Source organism: Lactobacillus apis (genome assembly GCF_003150935.1).
GTDB lineage: Bacteria > Bacillota > Bacilli > Lactobacillales > Lactobacillaceae > Lactobacillus > Lactobacillus apis.
Map to the genome: position 1 here is coordinate 1150625 of NZ_CP029476.1, position 22760 is coordinate 1173384.

The following is a 22760-nucleotide window of genomic DNA, read 5'->3' on the forward strand; positions in this document are numbered from 1 at the left end:
GACTCAACCTTAAAAGTTGAGTCTTTTTGTTTTTACTTTAACATTTCTGTTGCGTAAGGTAATTCGAGCGAAGGATCTGCATTTAAAGTTAAATCTGAAAATTTACCTTCGTTATAGAGATTATAGGCAGCAGCACCTATCATTGCTGCATTGTCACCACATAATTTTAGACTTGGCAAAATAACTTTAGGAGTTAAATTCTCTGGTAGATTAGCAATTTCAGCTTCCATTCGATCACGTAAACCTAAATTAGCAGCAACACCCCCACCCATAATGAAGGTTTTCGGTTGATACTGATTGATTGCCCTGATTGTTTTATGAGCCAAAACATCAACCACCGCAGCTTGAAAACTAGCCGCCAAATCATATTTATTTAATTCTTGATGAATCTGATCCGCATGGTGACAGGTGTTAATAAACGCACTCTTTAGTCCAGAAAAAGAAAAATCATAATCGTCGTCTTCCATCATTGCACGTGGAAAATTGAATGTATCTTTACCCTGATGTGCCCATTCATCAATAGTTTTACCAGCAGGATAATTAACACCAAGAACGCGGCCAATCTTGTCGTATGCTTCCCCTGCAGCGTCATCTCTCGTGTCACCAACAATTTCAAAATGAGTTGGGTCTTTCAAAAGAACAATTTCAGTATGACCGCCAGAAACTTGAAGTGCCAATGCAGGATAAACAATTTCATCTGTTAATTGGGCTGCCATAATATGACCCATGATATGGTCGACACCAATCAAAGGTAAACCTGTTGCCATTGAAGCAGCTTTAGCAGCACTAACACCAATTAGCAATGCACCTACCAGTCCAGGACCATAAGTTACAGCAATGGCATCAATATCATTCCAAGTAGCATTGGCTTCAGCCAAAGCTTCTTTAGTAATTTGACTAATTACTTCAATATGATGGCGACTTGCCACTTCAGGCACAACACCACCAAAACGCTGGTGGCTCTTAATTTGTGTAGCAACAATTAAACTTTCAATTTCGCGACCATTTTTGACAACTGAAGTTGAAGTCTCATCACATGAGCTTTCATATGCCAAAATACGGATATCTTTTTTACTATCCAAAGTCAATCCCTTTCTTTTGTGTTGTTATATCCAGCACCATATTCAATCCATCTTTATGTACGTCTTGATAATAATTTGGGCGAACTAACTTAACTGTAAAGCCCAGAGCCTGATAGAGCTTTTTGGCGTTTTCATTGTCAATTCGCACTTCTAAACTAATAAAACTGCAGTTAGCTTTTTGCGCGTAGTCAATCATCAGTTTCATCAAGTAAGTACCTAACCCTTGGTGTTGCCACTCCGGATCAACCATTATGTTAGTAACATGGGCTTCAGTATTCATCTTACGCATCCCAATCATTGCCACTAATCTCGAACCATGATAAACCACTAAATACAGTGAATCCTTTTTAATTAGTTCAACTTGAAAAATTGCAGCTGACCATGGTGTCGCACCATTATAGACTTTTTCTTCAAGTAATAGTAGATTAGTGATTTCATCAGTTTTTGCCTTCATTACTTGAAGCGTTTCTTGCTGCAATTTAAAGGCAAATGGCCTGAAGTGAAAATCACTTGAGTCATTTGCTAAATGCGGAAACGTAACTAGCTGTTTAAACTTCTTCCACATAATTACTATCTGGACCAAACGGATTACCCGTCTTTTTATGCCAATCTACTTCAGCTTGTGTCCGTCTCAAATAGTTTGGTAACAATAAATCAGGATCAACTGGTTCCTTGTTGAGTGCAAGCTTGCCAATTAAACCTGTATGAATTGCATTTTGCTCATCAGAGCCAAATGAATATGGCAGTTCAAGCGTATCAAGTTGCTCGATCTGCTTATCAAAACCAGATCCAATAAAGAGAAGCTTTTTCGGCTTATGATCATTTAAATACTCGTTGATTGCAGTAAGTAAAACATCGATGTGGTAATGTCCATCGGGAATGACATTAACTGGCTGCCCATTTTCATTAAGGTATGCTCCTGCAAAGAAGTTGTCATTTCTGGCATCAATTCCAGCCACCAATAAAGTATCTTCTTCAGAGCAACTGGCTGCTAAAGCTTGTAAAGTAGAAACGCCAACTACTTCTTTATTTAAAATGCTGGCAAACATTTTCACTGTTGTGACACCGATACGTAGACCTGTGTATGAACCTGGACCAATTGCGACTGCAAAACGGTCAATATCCTTTAACTTAAGCTTATTTTTGTTCAGAATTTCATCAATAATTGGATCGAGATGTTCACTGTGGTTCCGCTCATCCAATTCATTCTTTTCTACTATTAAGCGTTCATCTTCATTTAAAGCCACACTCAACTCATTAGTTGCCGTTGATATGCTTAAAATTTTCATTTCAGATTACTTCTACCTTTTTAAAACTATCTTCTAATTTTTACCCGCGAAATTGCTTGTAAAACAAAGTAAGTAACAACCATTTCGATCCAAGGCACAATCGTCTCTTTAGGGATGCGCTGAATTAAAGCTGCCTTGAGATCCATGCCATACATCAGATGAACCCATAGTGTATTCAATCCAATATTGACTATAACTGTAACCAAAATCGTTGCAAGAATAATGCGCCAAATTTTAACTGGTTTCTTGTAAAAAAGCAAACCATAAATAAGTGGCCCGATCATTGCACTTAATGTGAAGCCAATAAAAAAGCCCCCTTGGTTGCCAAATAGCGCTGAGGACACGAAGTCACTAATTCCACCGCCAATTGCACCCCAAACTGGGCCAAATAAATAGCCAAGCATGACGCTTCCAATAAAACCTAGACTAACATGAACAACTGTTGTTCCAAGACTAAAGCGACTAAGAACAACTTTGATGGCAACAACAAAGCCTAAAAGGACTAGATCGCGCAATTCAACCTTAAATATTTCCTTTGTAGTCATTTTGCAGCACTTCTTTCATAATAAACTTGGTTTAATAACCTCGTCTAATTATATTATAATTTACGCCAAGTTAGTTCACAAACGGCTTTATCATTCCGTTCTTCATCAGCAATTGTGTGGTATGACTTGATTTCATCTTCGTTTTCAACCAACTTTACACAAGCAAATGGCGTCTGCGAATAGCGTACTTCAAGGTTAAACTTGATGTCAATCCCACTAATAACATGAGTCTTAAGAAAATCACGATCCAAAGTATCAATAAACCAGTTAAAGTAGTGGCCGTTAGTCATATGATGATTAGTATCTAAATCGTCATAGCGAACGCGGTATTGACGCTTATCTTGATATTCATCTTGTGGCTTCAAACGTGGAAAACGTGGCAACTTTTTCAATAAAGGAATGCCTAAATCATCCATCATTTCTTTATCGGTTGAAACCAATTTACGTTTACTTAAATCAAATAAAACCCATTCGCTTTTACCAGTAATCAGGGTATTGCCCTTTTCATCAGTAAATTGGTAATCACGATACTCCAGGAACCGGTTATAACCAATTGGTTCAGTCGTTAGAGTAATTACTTCACCAGGCTCAGGCCACCTATTAACATCTAAATGATACTGCGTTACTACCCAGCCCAGGCCGCGACGTGTCAACTCTTCGGTGCTACCAGAGCTATCGGCTAGTTGATTCTCAGAAACACTCATCATCAAGTTAATCATTGCTGGTAATCTTAAATGCCGGTTTTCATCACATTCATAATAATTTACTGTATGTTGTTCACTATATTTCATATTACTTGCCTACTTTTGATGATATCGATCATATAACTCATTCTTCGAGACATTATTTTCCTGAGCAACTTCTTTGATTGCAACTTTCTTACTATCGCCAAGCTGTACACGCTGATCAACTAATGCAATTAATTCATCCCAGGAGAGTTGCTCTTGCTCTTTGTCATTTGGTGATACCAATATTACAAATTCGCCTCGCGGAGCATTCTCCTCAAAATAATCATTTAATTCAGTAATCGTACCGCGAACAAATTCTTCATGAATTTTGGTTAATTCTCTAGCAGCAACAATTTGTCGGTTAGAATCAAAAACTGTTGCCATGTTTTTAAGCGTTTTAGCCAAGCGATGAGGTGCTTCATAAAAAATTGACGTTGCTCTTGCCTCATTCATTTGTTCAAAAAACGGCTTCTGCTCGCTAGCTTTTCGTGGTAAAAAGCCGTAGTAAGTGAAAGGTTGCGCATCAAAACCTGAAGCAATCAGGGCTGTCGTAAAGGCAGAAGCTCCTGGAAGTGGTACAACTGGAATATCGTTTTTGATACATTCTTGCACCAATTCATAACCAGGATCAGAAATAACTGGCATACCAGCATCACTGATTTCAGCAATTACAGCTCCTTCTTGCATTAGTTTAATTAGTTCCGGAGCACGTTGTTTAGAATTATATTTATGAAAAGACAGCATATGATTATGAACGCCAATCTTTTCCAATAAAATTCCACTTGTTCGTGTGTCTTCGGCTGCAATATAATCCGCGCTCTGTAAAACTTTTTTGGCCCGAATGGTTATGTCTTCTAGATTACCAATCGGAGTTGGTACTAAATAAAGTTTACCCTTGTCTGTCGCATAGCTACTTTGCCGCTGCATCTATCTCAAGTCCTTAATGTTTTTTCTTCTTTTCACCAAAATTGTCTAAAATATCTAAGCAAAACATGCAATCCGAACTAGGATCACGATGAGAACCATAGTACATATTGCAGATGTGATAACCTGAATTGTATATTTTGCGTAAAGATTCAAGACCACTTTGCGTCTTAATCGTGTTGTTATGGGCATTGCTCATCTTATCCATTTTTTCACGCAACAACTGATTTTCGACTTTAAGTTCTGTATTTTCTCTAAGTGTATCTAAGATACTATTTTCCAAGCTTTCAATGGTTTTAGTCATACTAACCATCGATTCATGGAGCTGCTCTAATTTTGAATAAGAATCAACCATAAAAACACCTACCTTTTCCACTGCAAAGCAAGATAATCAAGAAGATTACGAAAACTAACATTGCTATATTGCATTTTGTCAATTTCCACTAAGTACTTCAGCATTCTTGCACCAGTCTGTTGATTACCACTATTTAAATCTTTTTGTGCCATTTGCTTTAGCATAACCAGCAAGTAATTTTGCTCGGACTTGCCTTTAGCCAATTCAGCCAATTTATGCGCACTTACCAATGCCAATGAATTGTGCTCTAGCATTTCTTGATAAAAATACTTGATTGCCTGATCAAGACTACTAGTATTACCTAATTCATCAATCTCATCTTGGCTAAAACCATTTTCCAACAAAAGTGTCGTTTTATTATCAGGTTTCTTGCCATCAGTAAAATTAACAATCTGGGTACGCGAACGAATTGTTGGTAAAATTTGATCCGTATTATTAGTAATCAAAATTGTAACCACTGGAGCGACTGGTTCCTCTAACAAGTTAAGAAGAGCATTAGCTGCAGCTAGAGTCAGCTTTTGTGCCTCATCAATGATGAAAAAGCGCGTGCTACTTTGAACTGGGCTCTTTGCTAATTCTTCTTTTAGTATTCTAACCTGATCGATTCCTAAACTCTGTTTATTTTCAGGTGTAACTAACAACACATCTGGATTATTTTCAGAGATAATTTGGCGACAATTTTGACAAGTACCGTCCGGTTTTTGTTCACCTGTACAATTGAATAAACACGCTAGCCAATATGCCGTATTTAAGGCTTGCTTTTCATTTGCATCGACAAATAAATAGCTATGAGCCAACTTATTTTCTTCATAAGCATGTTGTAAAAACTGGGCTTGTTTTTTGCCCCTTTTTGCTAGTTCGATTTTCATTAAAATTGCTTAAATTCTTCTACAGGTAGTACAAAGCATGTTGCACCGCCAACTGTGATTTTTACTGGTTGACTGCTAACATCAAATCCAGTCATTGATAAATTAGGATTCATGTACTCTTCACGTCCTTGTGACTCGCCTTGAATTAAGCGCATCACTTTCTTGACGTGTTTTTCATCAATTCCGATTAAGAAAGTTGTATTACCTTCACTTAAAAAGCCACCAGTTGTCGCCAACTTAGTTGCACGAATGTTTTCTTTAGCAAAAGCATGTTGCAGCCGGCTAGCATCTTCTCTTTGAACAATTGCAATTATTAATTTCATTCAAATCAGTCCTTTAGCAAATCTTTTGATATCCGTTTTTTAATAATATTAACACAGTCTTCTACTACTCGATTAACCGGTCGATCTCCATCGACAATGGCAATTCGCTCTGGATGTTTACGGTTAATTTCAAGATAACCTTCATAAACCTTTTGATGAAAGGCTAATTTTTCCTGTTCCAAACGGTCTTCCTGACCCGCGCGAGCACGTTCAATTCGTGCAAGACCAACTTCAGGCTTAACATCTAAGAAAAAAGTTAGATTCGGTTCGATGCCACTAGTTGCAAAATTATTAATTTGCTTAACTGCATCGATTCCAAGATCACGTCCTGCACCCTGGTATGCCAATGAACTATCAACAAAGCGATCAGAAAAAATCACCTTACCTGCTTTAAGTGCTGGAATTACTGTTTCACTCATATGCTGACTACGAGCAGCTGCATATAATAGTGCTTCAGTTTTTGCACCCATTTTTTCATTAGTCGGATCCAAAATAAGCTGCCGAATTTTTTCAGCAATTATTGAACCGCCTGGTTCGCGGGTTACTAGATATTGTGTTTTGAGCAGCGGTGCAATTTGGGCAACCACTTGTTCTAAAACCGTGCTTTTACCGGACCCATCAGGCCCTTCGAAACTGATAAAATAGCTATTCATAAAACTCTCCATGAGTCTATTTTACAAGAGATTGTCTTATATTAACACCCCAAGGTCCTTTAATTTTAGTAAAAATAAAAAAGCCCTTAAATTAGAGCTTTTTTATTCTGAAATTGCATTTGTAAAACCACTAAATCTTGTATGTCGATGACGAGCTTCATCATATAAAAAAGAATACTTGGCCTGCAATATTTTACCTACAATGATATTATCTTCTGACATGTCAAGGGTAGTTGGATCTAGACTTTTTTGAATCGCAATTTCTTCTTGTAGTGTTTCAATTGTAGCGATCAGCCGCTGATCGCCTAGTTTTTTAATCTTATCGTGTGCCATTAGATTGAAGTTCTCCCCTGCACTGCTCTTTTTAGAGTAATTGCATTTGCATATTCAATATCACTACCAACTGCCAAACCGGCTGCTAAGCGTGTGACTTTGATACCAGATGGTTTGATTAATTTACTAATATACATTGCAGTAGACTCGCCTTCCGGCGTTGAGTTTAATGCCAAGATCACTTCTTTAACTTGCTCCTGTTTTTGCAAACGAACAATCAAAGATTTGATGTTGATTTCTTCAGGTCCAATGCCATCCATTGGCGACAAAATCCCATGCAGAACATGGTACAAACCGTTATATTCACCCATTTCTTCAAATGCCATTACATCTTTGGGTTGTTCAACCACCATAATTGTTGATTGCTCACGGTTTGGATCACTGCAAATTGTACATGGATCTTGCTCGGTAATATTGCCACAAATTGAACAGCGATGAAGTTTTTCTTTTACTTCATTCAAAGCAGTGCCAAAGTCATGAACATCTTTATCAGGCATATCTAAGGTATAAAAAGCTAACCTGGTTGCTGTTTTTTCACCAATTCCAGGTAATTTCATATAAGAATCTATCAAATGTGCAATTGGTGCTGGATATTGCAATTAAATCATACCCTTCGTATATTTACCTAAACTTTGCTGTGTCGCTTCATCAATTTCTGATAAGCCTTTATTAACAGCATCAATAATCAAATCCTGCAACATATCCGGATCATCAGGATCAATTGCATCTTTATTAATGTTAATATCCTTCAATTTGCGGTCACCACTAAAGGTTGCAACTACCATATCATCTGCAGACTTTCCTACGAATTCTTGGGCAGTGATAGTTTGTTGCTCTTGGGCCATCTGCTCTTGCAACTTTTTAGCTTGTTTCATCATTTGTTGCATGTTCATGCCGCCCATACCACCAAAATTAGGTCTTTTACTCATTATTTTTCTCCTTTAAATTTTAATCCTTAATATTAACAGCGTCACCAAATAAGTCTTTCGCTTTTTGAACAACTTCATCGTTATTCTCTTGCACTGGCTCTTCTGCTCCCGACTCTTCAATACCAGATTGCTTCTGCCGCTTAAGTAGTTCATCCCTGTGCGACTGTAAAAATTCCTTCCGAACTGTGAACCAGTCCTTATCCGGAACAAGCACAATTTGGTACTCATGCTTAGTAAATTTCGCAATCTGATCAGTCAAAATATCAAGCAGATCATCATCAGAGCTAGCTTTTTCAAACCAAAGCGCATATTTGCATTTCATCACTACCTGATCCGGACTAGCCGCCACAGGCTCAAGCACATCAAGCAGTGCTCGCTGCGAAACAGCTAAAACAGATTGCAAATCTGGCCATACATCTTTGATTGCCTGTAGATCTTTTTTAGTAGCATTTTCCAAAACATGATAGACCTGTTTGCGATTCTGCTCGTCTGCATGTTGATCGTTGCGAACCTTCTTTTTATGATTTTTAGGTTTAGCAACTTCTTCAGAAGGTTGGGACATTTTTCCTACATTTGATATCTCAGTATCAAGGTGGAAAATGCGGTCGCTGTTTACGTTTTGCGTTTTACCAAGCTTAGCAACTTTTTCAGTTAATTCAACCACTTGCTTTTTAAGCGCAGTTACTTCAGCTTGCAGTTCTTGACCGTCAGCTGCCTGCTTTTCTACTACTGGGGAAGTAGCGGGCGTGGCTGCAGCGTTTGGCACTACTTCCTGATTAGTACTTTCAACCAAGAAGACCTCTAAGGGAATTTGCTGCTGATTAGTATACCGCAAATCATTTAGCGCAGTGTTGGCAGATGCAATTAAATTAAAGTAGCGTTGTTCAGGAATATCCTTAATCTGCTCAACGAAATCCTGACTTAAAAAGTTACTTTTATTTTCACCACCAGCTTTTAGCAAAATCAAAGCGTTCGTGGCCATATCAATTAACTCATCTAATATATTTTTTGAGCTCGCACCATTCTGCAATTCTGTCTGGGCTAAAGCAAGAGCTTGGCTTGCATCTTTATTTAAAATTGCTAATAAAATCTGTTCAATTTTTTCTTTGGCAGCAAAGCCAGTGATTTCAAGTGCCGCATCATACTCAACCGAATCATTTTCATAACTGAGCAATTGATCAAGGATACTAAGAGCATCCCTCATCCCACCATCAGCTACTTCGGCGATTACAGCAAGGGCTTTATCATCATATTTGATATTTTCTTGATCAAGGATATACTTCATCCTCTTTTCAAGGTCAGCTTGCGAAATTCGCTTAAAGTTATAGCGCTGCGTTCTAGAAATAATTGTAGCTGGGACTTTTTGTAATTCAGTAGTCGCTAAAATAAAGACAACATGCTCAGGTGGCTCTTCCAAAGTCTTCAATAAAGCATTGAATGCCCCCATTGAAAGCATATGAACCTCATCGATAATGTAGACTTTGTATTTCCCCTGAGTTGGAGCGTATTTAACCTTATCACGTATTTCACGGATTTCATCGACCCCATTATTCGAGGCCGCATCAATTTCCATGATATCAGCCATCGCACCCTTATCAGCAGCAAGACAGTTCTCGCACTCATTACATGGTTCGCCATCTTGAAGGTTAGTACAGTTGAGTGCCTTGGCAAAAATCTTGGCACACGAAGTCTTACCTGTACCGCGCGGTCCTGCAAATAAAAAAGCATGTGAAATCGTGCCGCGCTTAATCGCATTTTTCAAAGTATTCGTAATATCTTCTTGACCAATAACACTGTCAAAAGTGCGTGGTCGCCATTTGCGGTATAACGCTTGATAAGCCATTGATTTATCTTTCTCTAGTAAAAAACTCTTAACTCTTCGAAAGAGTTAAGAGTTTGTTAATGTCTAATAAAAGGCACATGCCTGAACGACCTTAGTGCTGCTACCTTCCGGTCCTGACACGCTTTGGAAGCCAAACATTGCCCAATAGATATACTAACGTACTTTGAGATTTTTTTCCACTAATTTACAGAATTTTTGCTATTTTCCATTCCCATTTTAGCTTCTTTTTGCTTGTTTCTGATCTCCCTAAAAAAAGATTTGAGCATCTGACTTGCTTCATCTCGGTATAAGCCTCGAATTACGTTGGGATGATGATTAAACTTGCTCACTTCAAACAAGTTAACTACGCTACCAGCTGCACCTGCCTTAGGATCAAGCGCACCATAGAAGACGTTTTTTATTCTAGAATTAATGATTGCCCCTGCACACATTGGGCATGGTTCCAAAGTTATAAAAAGACTGCAATCAAGCAGACGCCAAGTTTTTAGTTTTTCACATCCCTGCCGGATTGCCATCATTTCAGCATGCTGCGTTGCATCTTGATCAAGCTCTCTACGATTATAACCCTCACCAATTACCTGTCCTTCAGGGGCAACCAAAATTGCACCAATCGGAACTTCTCCTTTTGCCTCAGCTTTTCGAGCCTGTTCAAAAGCTAATTGCATGTATTTTTTCTTTTCTTCACTTGAAAAAGACATTAGGAATTCACCGCCTGTATAACGTAGTAACCCTTATCACGAATTAGAATTGTGCAGTTGCCAAAAGTTTCTTTCAGCAGCTTACGTGCGCTCGGTTCTCCCTGCTTTTTCTGGATAACGACCAGTAAAACACCATCTTCAACTAAATGGTCCTTTGCACCAGCTAAAATACTTGAAACAACCTTTTTCCCTGCCCGAATTGGGGGATTGGTAACAATTAAACCAAATTTCCGTTCACTGGGAACTTCATCATACACATCCGATTTGTAGATATTAACATTAGTGATGCCATTTACTTCGGCATTTTGGACTGCCAAGTTAAGACCACGTTCATTTACATCAACTAAATCAACGGTTTGCTCAGGCCAAAACTTGGCTGCAAAGAGACCAATCGGACCATAGCCAGCACCAACGTCTAAGATGTTACTACTTGGAAAATCAACTTCGGCCATTTGTTTGATTAAAACGCCTGAACCATAATCTACACGCATTTTTGAAAAAACGCCTGCATCTGTTGTAAATTTTAGATCAATATTGTTTATCTGATAATCAATTATATGCTCATCATGCTTAGCTGTAGGATTAGCAGCGTAATACATTTGATTTTCTTGGTCACTCATTATTTACTCGTTTCTTTTTTAAACAGTTTTACTGTAAATAATTTTAACGAACCATTTTACTTTTGCAAATTAGAAAGAACAAAAAATCCACTTCATTACTTAGCGGTATTCTTCTGCAATTATTAATGACAATTTTGCAGACATTTTAGGATAAAATAAAACCCCGAAGCTATCTAATTTCGGAGTTTAAGGCTTTAATTTAAAGTTCTTATATAATTCTAGCTAACTTTTTTCGTGAATTGCTACATTTTTTGAATCTATTTTTGGAACTTTATTGTTCTTTTCTTCTGTTACGTTAGTCTTGTTTTGTTCATTTGCATTATCAGTACTAGCTGCACTCACAGAAACACTTTTTCCAAAGAAAAAAGCTGAAACTAATAAAGATAGACAAAAGTGAATATTCTCTTTTCTTCCATTAAATCCTCTTTTGTAAATTACTCATACTAAAATTATAATTTAAGAAGAGGAAAATTAATATATCATGTAGTAAGATATATTAACTCACTTTGCCCATGTTAATAAAAAAGACAAACTTGTTTTATTAACAAGTTTGTCCCTATATTAGCTTATTTAATAAGTAACTCCTACAGAGGAATAAATTTGATCACTTTGTCCGATAACTGCACCCAAACCAATTGTCTTGTCTTTTGGATTTAGCAAGATATCACGGTGACCCCAGTTAGAAGCTGCATCGTTATAAATATATTCGTAAAGCATCCCTTGAGCAACCAAAGCACTTGAAGCATTCTTTGCCTGTACAAGCTGATTGGTAGAATGGTCAACACTAACACCCCATGGGAACATTGCGATACATTCTGCAACACTTGCACTTTTAATGTTTGCATCTTCAAAGCACTTTTCAAGAATGAAGTTATTGTTTGAGTCAAAGTGAGAAAAATTATTTGGCAACAGCTTTGTTCGTTCCTGAACTACTTCATCGTAGTGAGAATCCTCTGATACTGCTGAAAGGCCGCGTTTTGCCCTTTCAGCATTTAAACCATCCAAAAATGCTTTTCTAAAATCAGAAATTGAGAAATTGCTTACCGCGTCATCCTCAGACTTACTTGGTGTCTTCGGTGTAGTTGATGTTTTTTGCGTCGTATTAGTATTTGGTGTAGTCGGTGTTACAGGTGTGTTTGCACTTGTAATGGTAGTATCCTCATGTGATGTTGGCTTTGCCTTGATAATAGTTACATACTTAGCTAAAACATATTTATTGTAGCCAACCCTATAGTACTTTTTCTTATTAATCTTTACTTTACCAACTAATGCTAATTTTTCACCCTTTTTTAAGGTTGATTTTTTTATTTTGCGGCCTTTTCCATTATACAAACTTGTCTTTTTGGTAATACGACCTATCTTTGCGGCCGGAACAGTTAGCTCTGTTCTATTAGTTACCTTTTTAGCTTCTGAAGGCTCTGCATTTAATGCTAGGCAGCTTCCCAAACTTGTAATTGCCACAAGTGCTGTTAAAGCTTGGCGACATTTATTTTTTCTCATTAGTTTTCTCCATTCTTGATTATTTTTAATAAAAAAACTCCTAGTAAATACAAATACACTAACTACTTTGTATACTTTTACTATAAAGCCAATTATATTACAAACCAATGAGTATGATTAATTATTTTAAAAATTAAGCTGATTATAAAAGGTTATATTTTTACAAACAAAAAAGCGCAACCCCAAACATATTGGGATTACGCTTTTTCTATTTAGCTTGTCCAGTTGGACTGTAACTATTTCAAAGTTACTGAAGCACCAACTTCTTCAAGCTTAGCCTTGATGTCGTTAGCTTCGTCTTCAGAAACGCCTTCTTTAACGTTCTTAGGAGCACCATCGACAAGGTCCTTTGAATCCTTAAGGCCAAGTCCAGTAAGGTCACGAACAACCTTGATAACTTTAACCTTTTCTTGACCAGCTTCTGTTAATTCAACATCGTAGCTTGACTTAGCAGCAGCTTCACCACCGGCAGCACCTGCAGCAGCAACTGGTGCAGCAGCAGAAACGCCAAATTCATCTTCAATAGCCTTTACAAGGTCATTTAATTCAAGAATTGAAGCATTCTTTAAATCTTCAATAATCTTTTCAGTATCTAAAGCCATATTTATATATCCTCCGAAATATTTTTATTAGATATAAATTACATTATATTTATTCAGCAGATTCGTCTTTTGAATCGGCAACAGCGTTAATAGCGTAAGCGACGTTACGTACAGGTGCTTGTAATACAGAAACAAGCATTGATAGTAATCCTTCGCGTCCTGGAATGGCAGCAAGAGCCTTGATATCTTCCTTAGAAGTTACCTTACCTTCAAGCACACCACCCTTAATGTCAATAACATCAAAGTCATCTTCGTATTTTGAAACAATACGAGCTGGTTCAGTGATGTCATCAGCATTATCAGTATAAACAACAGCTGTAGGTCCAACAAAAGTATCTTCAAGACCTTCAATGCCAGCCTTAGCAGCAGCACGTCTTAGGTAAGTGTTCTTAACAACCTTCATTTTAACACCGTTATCACGAAGTTCCTTACGCATGTTAGTAACTTCTTCAACAGTTAAACCAAGGTAATTAATTACCAAAATAGCTTTTGCAGCTTTAAGATCTTCAGCGAACGCATCAACGAACTTTTCTTTTTCAGCAATAGCAGCTTTACTCAATCGAATTCACCTCCGTTAAATTTTTTTGATAAATTCTATAAGGCCTAAAAAACTCCATGCCAACAAAGACATGGAGCATTTAAAATCTTCATAATCTTCTGGCCTCGGCGGGATATTAAGGCGTTAGCCACCCGAGTCTTAGGTAGAATTCACTCTATTAACTATAGCAGGGTTACTTTTTAAATGCAAGCAATAATTCTGCGAATAAAAAGGAACTACTGTAATAGTTCCCTTTAAGCTTTATTTCTTTTTAGTCTTTTTGCTCTTCTTTGGAACCTCTTCCTTGATTTCCTTTTCAGAAGAAGTTTCCTTCTCTGAATTGATTAATTCAAATAAATCACCGGAAGACTTGTAAATAACCCAACTTGCTAAGTTAACAATGTGATCACTGATTCGTTCTAGCAAACGAATGATGACAAAATAACTTGCTGAAGCAACGGCAACATTAGGGTCTTTTTTAACACCATCAATGATCATTTTTCTAGCCTTGCGGTAGTCATAATGAACATCTGCATGGCCATCAAGCATTTCACGAGCAGTCTTTTCATCATCTTGAACATATGCAGTCAATACTTTGATTAACATCGTACGTACTTGGTGTGTCATACGTGAAATTATTTCCTCAACATCAGGAATACGAGGATTACCCTTCACTCTAACTGTTTCAACGGCAATACTATTGGCATTCTCACCAATTCGTTCTAAGTCAGTAGTTGCTTTTAAAATACTGATTACCACACGGAAGTCAGTTGCAACTGGTTGCTGCAATGCCATCAGATCAAGGGCCTTTTTTTCGATTGTAATTGCTTCTTTGGCAACAACCTTATCTTGTTCAATCATTTCTTGAGCCATCTTTTTATTATGGTCAACAAATGAACGAGTACCCTTGTCAATTAACTCATTGACCTGTACTCCCATTTCCATAAATTGTGTGTTTAACTTTTTCAGTTCATCCAAAAATATTTCGTGCATGATCCACCTCCAAATTTAGCCAAAACGGCCATTAAGATAATTACTAGTTATTTCTTTCTTAGGGGCCAAAAACATTTGCTCGGTTGACCCAGACTCAATCAGTTCGCCATCCATTAGAAAAGCAACCTGATCAGAAACACGACTCGCTTGTTGCAAGTTGTGTGTAACCATAATGAATGTATACTTCTTTTTTAAGCCCATCAAAGTTTCTTCAATTTCAGCACTTGAGATTGGATCAAGTGCTGAAGTCGGCTCATCGAGTAAAACCACTTCAGGTCTGACAGCTAACGCACGTGCAATACAGATTCGCTGTTGCTGTCCCCCGGAAAACTCCTGGGCATTACGCTGCAAGTTATCCTTGGTTTCATCCCAAATCGCCGCCTGCTTTAAGCTTTCTTCAACTCGTTGATCAATTAATTGTTTATCCTTAACTCCTGCAACCCTTAAGCCGTAGGCAACATTGTCATAAACTGGAAAGGGAAAAGGTGTAGGTTGTTGGAAAACCATTCCCACTTTTTTACGTAATGCAACTAAATCCAGTTTGGCACGATAAATATCTTCACCTTCAAGCAAAATCTTACCTGTAATGTTGATATTATCAATGTCATCATTCATCCGGTTCAAGCATCTTAAAAAGGTTGATTTTCCGCATCCTGACGGACCAATCAAAGCAGTTAACTGCTTTTCTGGAAAGTTAAGACTGATGCCATGCAACGCCTCAAATTTGCCATAACTTAATTTGACGTTTTGGGCCTCCATAATATTTGTCATATGATCGCTCCTTTAGCCAAAACTACCTTGAATGTACTTTTCAGTAATCTCACCTTGTGGATTAGTGAAAATATTTGTAGTCGTATCATATTCAAGTGCATGTCCTAAATGAAAGAAAGCAGTGTACTCACTGATTCTGGATGCTTGCTGCATATTGTGCGTAACCATTACCATCGTGTACTTCTTACGCAATTGCTTTAAAGTATCTTCCAACTTAGCAGTTGAAACTGGATCTAGAGCACTTGCTGGCTCATCTAAGAGCAAAATTTCAGGTTTCAGTGCGATTGCTCTTGCAATACACAAACGCTGCTGCTGCCCACCAGAAAGAGCTAAGGCACTCTTATCAAGTTTATCTTTAACTTCATCCCACAATGCAGCAGCTCGCAAACTTTCCTCAACAATTTGCTCAAGCTTTTGTTTATCTTGTTGACCATTAGCCTTTAGCGCATATGTTATATTTTCCCTGATTGACTTAGGAAACGGGTTAGGCTTTTGAAAGACCATCCCAATCGCCTTGCGCAGTTCATAAACATTGATTTTCTGCTGATTTACATCAAGATCATGAAACATAATCTTGCCATCTACACGCGCTACACGGTCATTCATGCGGTTTAACGATCGTAAAAAAGTTGATTTCCCTGAACCTGAAGCACCAATTAGTGCTGTAATCGTGTTTTTCTTAAATCCTAGACTTACATCAAATAATTTTTGAATTGTACCGCCATAAAAAACACTTAAGTCCTCAGTGTAAATAGCACAATCTTCGTCTTTAAAAGTCTTAATGTAAGTCTTTTGAGTTTGCCAATTTTCCATAGAATTTTCCTTATTTAATTTTAGCAGCGGTCAAGCGATTGTATAACCAATTACCCAACGCACGAGCGCCAAAATTAAAGATAATGACTACAATAACCAATAAGGCAGAAGTAGCAGCTGAAACGACTGTGACATCGGGAATGATCCCCTCAGTGTTAACTTTCCAAATATGGACAGCCAAGGTCTCAGCCGGACGCATTACGTTTAAAAAGCTGGTTGGACTGAACATATTCCAATTAGAATAATCAACAGTTGAACCACTTTGTCCAGCAGTATAAATTAAAGCAGCTGCCTCACCAAAAACACGTCCAGCGCTTAGGATGATACCTGTTATAATACCTGGAAGTGCTGCAGGCAAGACGATACCACGGATTGTTTTCCAGTTGGATAAGCCAAGGGCCCAGCCGGCTTCACGCTGAGTTTGTGGCACACCTTTAATTGCTTCTTCAATGTTACTGGTCAAAATTGGTAAGTTAAAAAATGTTAAAGCCAACGCACCGGCAATAATTGAAAAGCCAAGGCCAAATTGAACGACAAATAGTAAATAGCCAAAAAGTCCAACAACAATTGAAGGAAGCGAGCTAAGAATTTCTATCGTAGTTCTAATTAATTGGGTCACCCAATTGTCCTTCGCATATTCAGCTAAGTAGATTGCTGCACCCAAAGCAATTGGTAGTGAGATCAATAAAGTTAAAATCAACAAATAAAGTGAATTAAACAGTTGATCTCTTATTCCCCCGCCAGCTTCAAATGAAGAAGAAGCAGAAGTTAAAAAGTGCCATGATAAATGTGGTACACCAGAAATTAAGATGTTTCCAATAATACCAACTAAAAGTAGGATTACGATGCCAACTAACAAATAGATAACGCCAGTAGCGATGCGATCATTTCTCTTTGAATTCATTTTACTACTAACTCTTCTTTCCAATTAAGTGTACCAAGAAGTTGAACACTAATGACATTATTAATAGTAGTAATGCCAAACTCCATAGTGCATTGTTAGGCAGTGTGCCCATAACTGTATTACCCATTTGACTAGTTAATTGACTAGTTAAGGTTGCTGCTGGACTGACCAAGTTGTAAGGCATTAAGACTGCATTACCAATCGCCATCTGAACAGCTAAAGCTTCACCAAAAGCACGTGCCATTCCGAAAATAATCGCTGTCATAATACGTGCTCGAGCAGCTCTCAAAACAACATGGTAAATAGTTTGCCACTGCGTTGCCCCTAAAGCAGCAGAAGATTTACGTAACTCCTTTGGAACTGCCTTAAAAGCATCAACTGTTAGAGAAGTAATTGTCGGTAACACCATAACAAAAAGAATTAAGGTGGCCGTCAAAATACCAAAACCTGTTCCACCAAAGACAGTTCTAACAGCAGGAACAACAACAGTTAAACCCAGGAACCCATATACAACTGATGGAATACCAACCAGTAATTCCATAACTGATTGCAAAAGGTTTGCTTTCTTCCCTGATTCGTATTCAGTCATAAAGAGTGCTACTGCGATTGCAAAAGGAGTAGCAATTAGGGCTGCAAGTAGCGTAACTGCAAAAGAAGTAACAATCATTGCCGCAGCACCAACGTGGTTAGGACCAGCACTTGGATTCCAATCAGTCGAGAACAGAAAATGAAAGATATTAACTTTATCAGTAAAAAAGGTTGCTAAACCATGACTACCAACAAAACCAATAATGGAGATAATCAGAATACCGATTAGTAAAATTGCTAAAGCAGTTAAACCTTTGCCCCAGCGTTCTTGTCTGGTTTCCTTAGAAGGTTTAGTTAACCTCGCAATATCAATACTATGCGGATTAATCCCCTTAATTTTGACGTGAGGAACTTTTTGTTGAGCAATCGCTTGTTCAACAACTTCCTGTAAGTCTTGTTCTTTTTTAGACATACTAATTACCTAATTTCGTAACTTTATTTTCACTATCACGCGAAACTTTCATTTCATGAATACTTAGATAGCCAATCTTAGGTACTAAATCTCTTTGTACCTTTTTACTTAAGACATAGTTAATAAACTTAGCGGTTGCCTTGTTAGGCTTTCCCTTAGTATACATATGTTCATATGACCAAAGTGACCACTTATTAGTGGGTATGTTCTTATTAACTGGTTGAACGTGGTTTATACTGATTTTCTGAATGTTCTCATCATTTGCATACGGAAATGAGATATATGAAATTGTTCCGGGTGTTGAATTAACAATCTTTTTGACTGTTCCATTAGAATCCTGTTCCTGCGAATTGACAGCATCCTTACCATTTAGAATCAAATCTTCAAAAGTAGTTCTGGTACCACTGCCGCGAGAGCGGTTAATCACAATAATCGGCAAGTTTTTACCACCAACTTGTCGCCAATTGGTTATTTTTCCTGTAAAAATGGCAGCTAATTGCTTCTTGGACAAGTTCTTGACACCGACTCCTTTATTGGCAATCGGGACAATTCCAACAATCGCAACAGGATAGTCCTGTAGCTTTTTTTCATCTATTCCCTTTTGGGTTTCAGCAAAAACATCAGACGTTCCTACCTGCACTGCACCCGCTTGAACCTGGCTAAGTCCTGTTCCTGAACCACCGCCTTGAACAACGATATTACTATCAAGATGAGCTAGATGATAATCATTACCAGCTTGCTCAATCAATGGTTGCAAAGCACTGGATCCAACAATCGTAATCTTTTCCTTACTTTGACCGCAACCCACTAAAAACAGCGGCACAACCAAAAGGACTACCAGCAATTTGCTCACATTCTCTTTACGCATTGTATTTTCCTCAATTTGACAATAGGATTATGCTTAGTTTAACAAATATCTTGCAATTGATAAATATTTAAGGTCAAAAAGTCGATAAAAAAAGCAACTCGCGCGTGTGGCAGAGTTGCTTTCCTATTTTCTTCGAATTAATCTTTAATCCAAGTTTAATGGATCAAGCTTGATCCCAGGACCAAAGGTTGCAGCAACTGCAACGCTCTTGATGTATTGGCCCTTAGCAGCTGATGGACGTGCACGTAAAATCACGTCACGTAGAGCATCAAAGTTCTCAATTAATTGTTCATCAGTAAATGATACCTTGCCGATAGCAGTATGAATAGCTGCTTGACGGTCAACACGGTATTCAACTTGACCAGCCTTAACGTTCTTAACGGCTTTTTCGATGTCCATTGTTACAGTACCGGTCTTAGGGTTTGGCATTAAACCTTTAGGTCCAAGCACACGACCCAAACGACCAACTTTAGCCATCATTGTTGGTGTTGCAACAACAACGTCAAAGTCTAAGTAACCGTTTTGAACTTTTTCTACTAAGTCGTCAGAACCAACTTCGTCAGCACCAGCAGCCTTAGCTTGTTCAGCTTGAGCACCTTCGGCAAAGACAATAACCTTTTGGGTCTTACCAGTACCGTTTGGTAAAACAAGTGAACCACGAATTTGTTGGTCTGCTTGCTTAGGGTCAACGCCTAAGTTGTATGAAACTTCAACTGATGCATCAAAACCAGCATATGAAGTTTCTTTAACTAACTTAATTGCTTCAGCAACTGAATATAATTTCTTTGAATCTACTTTTTTAGCAGCTTCTAAATATTTTTTACCATGCTTTGGCATGTGATTTCCTCCTTAATATGTGGTCAAACGAGCCTCAAACTCTCCCACCTAAATTGTTATAAATAACAGGATTAGTCTTCGACTTCGATACCCATGCTTCTAGCAGTACCTTCGATCATTCGCATAGCAGCTTCAACATCTGCAGCGTTAAGGTCCTTCATCTTTGTTTCAGCGATTTCCTTAACTTGATCCTTAGTTACCTTACCAACTTTCTTGGTGTTAGGTTCACCGGATGCCTTGTCGATCTTAGCAGCTTGCTTCAAAAGAACTGGAGCTGGTGGAGTCTTAGTTATGAATTCGAATGAACGGTCTTCATAAACTGTAATGACTACAGGAATAATCATGCCTTTTTGGTCAGCAGTTCTAGCATTGAAGTCCTTAGTAAAACCTACAATGTTAATTCCTGCTTGACCTAAAGCAGGACCAACTGGAGGAGCGGGTGTTGCAGCACCAGCTGGTATTTGTAATTTGACAACGTTAATAACTTTTTTTGCCACGGTCAAAACCTCCTTGATTCCGTGCGTGGTTAAAATGGAAAAGTTACCTACTTTTCCTCCCACAATAATAAAAGTACTTTAATATGGTACCATCGTTTTTTAAAATTTGCAATCTCTGGTAAAAGTTTAGCTAATTTTTTCTACTTGATCGTAATCAAGCTCGGTTGTAGTTGCACGGCCAAACATATCAACTGAAACAAATAACTTGTATTTATCGGGTTGAATTTCAGTAATCTTACCCTCAACGCCGTTAAATGCACCGTCAATAATAGTGACAGTTTCACCAACTTCGTATTCAACTTGAGGACGCTTTGCAGGTTCTCCCTGTTGACGCAACAGACGATTTACTTCTTCTTCAAGAAGTGGTGATGGCTTAGAACCACCACCATGTGAACCAACAAATCCAGTTACGTTAGGTGTATTTCGAACAACAAACCAACTTTCGTCAGTCATGACCATTTCAACTAAGACGTAACCAGGGAAGATTTTTTCTTCAACTTCTTTTTTCTTGTCGTTAACCTTCTCGATTTTTTCTTGTTCAGGAACCATTACCCGAAAGATATAATCTTGCATCCCCATGCTTTGTGCACGCGATAATAAGTCAGATCTAACCTTATCTTCGTATCCTGAATAAGTATGAAGCACGTACCATTGCTTCTTTGTTGTTTCAACCATTACAAATTTCTCCTTTTATTTTGGCAAACAAAAAAACCTCCACTCAGAGGTTTTTTCTTTAACTTTATTTATTATATCACGAATAGAATTTCATTTCTATTTACATGAACATTTGTGTTAAAACGCTGAACAAGTAGTCTAACACTCCTAGAAACAAGGCAAATAAAACTGAAGTAGTAATGACTGTTCCAGTATCATGACGGTTTTGCTTAGCTGTTGGCCATGTTACCAAGTGCATCTCGTGTGCTACGCTCTTAAAAAACTTAATCATTCAATTTACCTCGTTTCCTTGTGTAATGTCATTTTGCCACAATGTTTACAAAATTTATTCAATTCAAGCCGCTTCGTGCGATTCTTGCCTGCGGTGATTGAGTAGTTACGCGAGCCGCATACGCTGCAAGCTAATGATGCTTTTTTCACTGCCATAATCTCACTTCCAAACTATTGTATTTTAGCAAAAAATACAGGTATAAGCAATTCATTTAATAATTGTCCTAAAATTCAAGTCAATTTTTCTCTTTAAGTAAAAAGCAGCTACTTATTAAGCAGCTGTTTTTGGTGGTCAAACAAAAGCGTAACCACCGGGCGTAGAACATTGTAATAGTCGGATTTACTTCTTAAGATTTTCATTTACGAAGGATTCGATTTTATCGTCAGAATAATCAAGGAACGGAAGCATATCTTCTTCCGTCTTCATGGTATCTCTACCATTCTTTTCCATGAAATAGTCCCAAAGAGCATCCCTAACTGGCATGTCTGAATCACTCCAGTCAAAAACCTCTTTCATGTGACGATCTAACAATGCAGTCTTGATAACATCTTCTGCCATCTTAATCTACCTCCTATAAAATAATTCTACAGTTATTAATTATACGCTAAATTCTCATCATTTTCTATTAAACAGAGTCTAATAAAATTAACCGTGCTTTTTGCAACAGACGCGAGCGTGCCCTTACTAAGGTCATTGGCAAAATTTGCCAGTCGTTAATTATCTGTTCTGGTTGACAAAGTCCGAGAATAATTAATAAAGCCGTAACTTCTAAAATCGATAGCTTGTTGACTAATTCAGCTAGTTTTATGCTTAGCGGCACTTCGGGTAAAAAAGTTTCTGGCCGCCGAATAGGATTCATTCCTTTAGTAGCTGCTGCTTCAAAAGAAATTGCTTTGGCCCAAGCCTTTCTGCGGTATGCCATTTCACGTCTAAGAAGCGTATTGGCATGATTTACCAGCCGAACTTTGTAATAGCTAGCGAAACTACCCTTTTTTGGGTCAAAATCTTTCACAGCTAAATAACAAATGATCATCGCATCCTGATCCCAATCCTGATTATCGTAAGAGCGAAGATGATATTTTTTCTTAATATTCGCAATTAGTGGACGATACAAAAAGCAAAGCTTACGTAGTGCATCAGTCTGTCCACTTTTGATTTGCATAATTAACTCGGTTTCTTCTCTTGCTACTTCTATTTTAGCCATATTGCTATTCTCCTTTAGTTGATATCTGAACTAAAGAATACTGAGAAGCAAAATTTAATTTAAACGAACCAATGTTTAAATTTTTCACTAACAGGT

The 22760-nt window shown here is 37.8% G+C and carries 32 protein-coding genes, 1 other RNA gene and 1 other annotated feature; all 33 genes read right to left on the reverse strand.

Annotated elements, in window-relative coordinates:
- Window positions 1–32 precede the first annotated feature (32 nt).
- Entirely contained in the window at window positions 33–1082 is a 1050-nt protein-coding gene (gene tsaD / locus DKL56_RS05540; RefSeq protein ID WP_109715709.1) for a tRNA (adenosine(37)-N6)-threonylcarbamoyltransferase complex transferase subunit TsaD, read from the reverse strand.
- Window positions 1075–1647, reverse strand: a complete 573-nt coding sequence (rimI, locus tag DKL56_RS05545; protein ID WP_239440574.1) for a ribosomal protein S18-alanine N-acetyltransferase — start codon at window positions 1645–1647, stop codon at window positions 1075–1077. Before rimI ends, tsaD begins: the two co-directional genes overlap by 8 nt.
- Entirely contained in the window at window positions 1631–2371 is a 741-nt protein-coding gene (tsaB, locus tag DKL56_RS05550) for a tRNA (adenosine(37)-N6)-threonylcarbamoyltransferase complex dimerization subunit type 1 TsaB (protein ID WP_109715711.1), read from the reverse strand. Before tsaB ends, rimI begins: the two co-directional genes overlap by 17 nt.
- 26 nt (window positions 2372–2397) lie before the next feature.
- Window positions 2398–2916 carry a folate family ECF transporter S component gene (locus DKL56_RS05555; RefSeq protein ID WP_109715712.1) on the reverse strand — a complete coding sequence of 173 codons (519 nt, stop codon included), beginning with the start codon at window positions 2914–2916 and terminating at the stop codon, window positions 2398–2400.
- A 53-nt stretch (window positions 2917–2969) separates the two neighbouring features.
- Window positions 2970–3707, reverse strand: coding sequence for an acyl-[acyl-carrier-protein] thioesterase (locus DKL56_RS05560; RefSeq protein ID WP_046307402.1), 738 nt, complete (start codon window positions 3705–3707; stop codon window positions 2970–2972).
- Between the two features lie 9 nt (window positions 3708–3716).
- On the reverse strand, window positions 3717–4571 hold the full coding sequence (rsmI, locus tag DKL56_RS05565; RefSeq protein WP_109715713.1) for a 16S rRNA (cytidine(1402)-2'-O)-methyltransferase: 855 nt from the start codon (window positions 4569–4571) through the stop codon (window positions 3717–3719).
- Between the two features lie 13 nt (window positions 4572–4584).
- Window positions 4585–4923, reverse strand: coding sequence for a DNA replication initiation control protein YabA (yabA, locus tag DKL56_RS05570; RefSeq protein ID WP_046307404.1), 339 nt, complete (start codon window positions 4921–4923; stop codon window positions 4585–4587).
- Between the two features lie 8 nt (window positions 4924–4931).
- The gene (locus DKL56_RS05575) at window positions 4932–5792 is read right to left on the reverse strand and encodes a DNA polymerase III subunit delta' (RefSeq protein WP_109715714.1); all 861 of its coding nucleotides are present in this window, start codon (window positions 5790–5792) and stop codon (window positions 4932–4934) included.
- A complete protein-coding gene (locus DKL56_RS05580; RefSeq protein WP_046307408.1) occupies window positions 5792–6115 on the reverse strand; it encodes a cyclic-di-AMP receptor in 324 nt (107 codons plus the stop codon). The genes DKL56_RS05575 and DKL56_RS05580 overlap by 1 nt, the downstream gene beginning before the upstream one ends.
- Before the next feature lie 5 nt (window positions 6116–6120).
- Entirely contained in the window at window positions 6121–6768 is a 648-nt protein-coding gene (gene tmk / locus DKL56_RS05585) for a dTMP kinase (RefSeq protein WP_109715715.1), read from the reverse strand.
- A gap of 102 nt (window positions 6769–6870) precedes the next feature.
- Window positions 6871–7101: a YaaL family protein gene (locus DKL56_RS05590; protein ID WP_109715716.1), complete on the reverse strand. Its 231-nt coding sequence runs from the start codon at window positions 7099–7101 to the stop codon at window positions 6871–6873.
- Window positions 7101–7700 carry a recombination mediator RecR gene (recR, locus tag DKL56_RS05595; protein WP_046307414.1) on the reverse strand — a complete coding sequence of 200 codons (600 nt, stop codon included), beginning with the start codon at window positions 7698–7700 and terminating at the stop codon, window positions 7101–7103. Before recR ends, DKL56_RS05590 begins: the two co-directional genes overlap by 1 nt.
- Window positions 7701–8030 (reverse strand): YbaB/EbfC family nucleoid-associated protein, encoded by a 330-nt coding sequence (locus DKL56_RS05600; protein WP_046307416.1) that lies wholly within the window; start codon window positions 8028–8030, stop codon window positions 7701–7703.
- Window positions 8031–8049: 19 nt separating this feature from the next.
- Complete coding sequence (gene dnaX / locus DKL56_RS05605; RefSeq protein ID WP_046307417.1) at window positions 8050–9873, reverse strand: DNA polymerase III subunit gamma/tau; 1824 nt, start codon at window positions 9871–9873, stop codon at window positions 8050–8052.
- Between the two features lie 57 nt (window positions 9874–9930).
- An RNA gene (gene ffs / locus DKL56_RS05610) (signal recognition particle sRNA small type) lies at window positions 9931–10024 on the reverse strand.
- Window positions 10025–10052: 28 nt separating this feature from the next.
- Complete coding sequence (tadA, locus tag DKL56_RS05615; RefSeq protein ID WP_109715717.1) at window positions 10053–10571, reverse strand: tRNA adenosine(34) deaminase TadA; 519 nt, start codon at window positions 10569–10571, stop codon at window positions 10053–10055.
- Window positions 10571–11191 carry a class I SAM-dependent methyltransferase gene (locus DKL56_RS05620; RefSeq protein ID WP_046307421.1) on the reverse strand — a complete coding sequence of 207 codons (621 nt, stop codon included), beginning with the start codon at window positions 11189–11191 and terminating at the stop codon, window positions 10571–10573. Before DKL56_RS05620 ends, tadA begins: the two co-directional genes overlap by 1 nt.
- A gap of 570 nt (window positions 11192–11761) precedes the next feature.
- Window positions 11762–12691 carry an SLAP domain-containing protein gene (locus tag DKL56_RS05625; RefSeq protein WP_046307425.1) on the reverse strand — a complete coding sequence of 310 codons (930 nt, stop codon included), beginning with the start codon at window positions 12689–12691 and terminating at the stop codon, window positions 11762–11764.
- Window positions 12692–12927: 236 nt separating this feature from the next.
- Window positions 12928–13293, reverse strand: coding sequence for a 50S ribosomal protein L7/L12 (gene rplL, locus DKL56_RS05630; RefSeq protein ID WP_046307428.1), 366 nt, complete (start codon window positions 13291–13293; stop codon window positions 12928–12930).
- Window positions 13294–13342: 49 nt separating this feature from the next.
- The gene (gene rplJ / locus DKL56_RS05635; RefSeq protein ID WP_046307429.1) at window positions 13343–13852 is read right to left on the reverse strand and encodes a 50S ribosomal protein L10; all 510 of its coding nucleotides are present in this window, start codon (window positions 13850–13852) and stop codon (window positions 13343–13345) included.
- Between the two features lie 36 nt (window positions 13853–13888).
- Window positions 13889–14013: a sequence feature (ribosomal protein L10 leader region), on the reverse strand.
- A 79-nt stretch (window positions 14014–14092) separates the two neighbouring features.
- Complete coding sequence (gene phoU, locus DKL56_RS05640; protein WP_046307432.1) at window positions 14093–14824, reverse strand: phosphate signaling complex protein PhoU; 732 nt, start codon at window positions 14822–14824, stop codon at window positions 14093–14095.
- A gap of 15 nt (window positions 14825–14839) precedes the next feature.
- Complete coding sequence (pstB, locus tag DKL56_RS05645; protein WP_046307434.1) at window positions 14840–15595, reverse strand: phosphate ABC transporter ATP-binding protein PstB; 756 nt, start codon at window positions 15593–15595, stop codon at window positions 14840–14842.
- Window positions 15596–15607: 12 nt separating this feature from the next.
- Window positions 15608–16408, reverse strand: coding sequence for a phosphate ABC transporter ATP-binding protein PstB (gene pstB / locus DKL56_RS05650; RefSeq protein ID WP_046307435.1), 801 nt, complete (start codon window positions 16406–16408; stop codon window positions 15608–15610).
- Window positions 16409–16418: 10 nt separating this feature from the next.
- A complete protein-coding gene (gene pstA / locus DKL56_RS05655; protein ID WP_046307436.1) occupies window positions 16419–17312 on the reverse strand; it encodes a phosphate ABC transporter permease PstA in 894 nt (297 codons plus the stop codon).
- A gap of 7 nt (window positions 17313–17319) precedes the next feature.
- Entirely contained in the window at window positions 17320–18312 is a 993-nt protein-coding gene (gene pstC, locus DKL56_RS05660) for a phosphate ABC transporter permease subunit PstC (protein WP_046307437.1), read from the reverse strand.
- Between the two features lies 1 nt (window position 18313).
- Window positions 18314–19180: a phosphate ABC transporter substrate-binding protein gene (locus DKL56_RS05665; protein WP_046307438.1), complete on the reverse strand. Its 867-nt coding sequence runs from the start codon at window positions 19178–19180 to the stop codon at window positions 18314–18316.
- 144 nt (window positions 19181–19324) lie between these two features.
- Window positions 19325–20017 carry a 50S ribosomal protein L1 gene (gene rplA / locus DKL56_RS05670; RefSeq protein ID WP_046307439.1) on the reverse strand — a complete coding sequence of 231 codons (693 nt, stop codon included), beginning with the start codon at window positions 20015–20017 and terminating at the stop codon, window positions 19325–19327.
- A 71-nt stretch (window positions 20018–20088) separates the two neighbouring features.
- A complete protein-coding gene (rplK, locus tag DKL56_RS05675) occupies window positions 20089–20514 on the reverse strand; it encodes a 50S ribosomal protein L11 (protein WP_046307440.1) in 426 nt (141 codons plus the stop codon).
- Between the two features lie 126 nt (window positions 20515–20640).
- On the reverse strand, window positions 20641–21189 hold the full coding sequence (nusG, locus tag DKL56_RS05680) for a transcription termination/antitermination protein NusG (protein ID WP_109715718.1): 549 nt from the start codon (window positions 21187–21189) through the stop codon (window positions 20641–20643).
- Window positions 21190–21289: 100 nt separating this feature from the next.
- Entirely contained in the window at window positions 21290–21460 is a 171-nt protein-coding gene (gene secE / locus DKL56_RS05685) for a preprotein translocase subunit SecE (RefSeq protein ID WP_046307442.1), read from the reverse strand.
- A gap of 5 nt (window positions 21461–21465) precedes the next feature.
- Window positions 21466–21615 (reverse strand): 50S ribosomal protein L33, encoded by a 150-nt coding sequence (gene rpmG, locus DKL56_RS05690; protein ID WP_074426294.1) that lies wholly within the window; start codon window positions 21613–21615, stop codon window positions 21466–21468.
- Between the two features lie 184 nt (window positions 21616–21799).
- Entirely contained in the window at window positions 21800–22018 is a 219-nt protein-coding gene (locus tag DKL56_RS05695; protein WP_046307443.1) for a P8 family protein, read from the reverse strand.
- Between the two features lie 67 nt (window positions 22019–22085).
- Window positions 22086–22664, reverse strand: coding sequence for a sigma factor (locus tag DKL56_RS05700; protein WP_109715719.1), 579 nt, complete (start codon window positions 22662–22664; stop codon window positions 22086–22088).
- Between the last annotated feature and the right edge of the window lie 96 nt (window positions 22665–22760).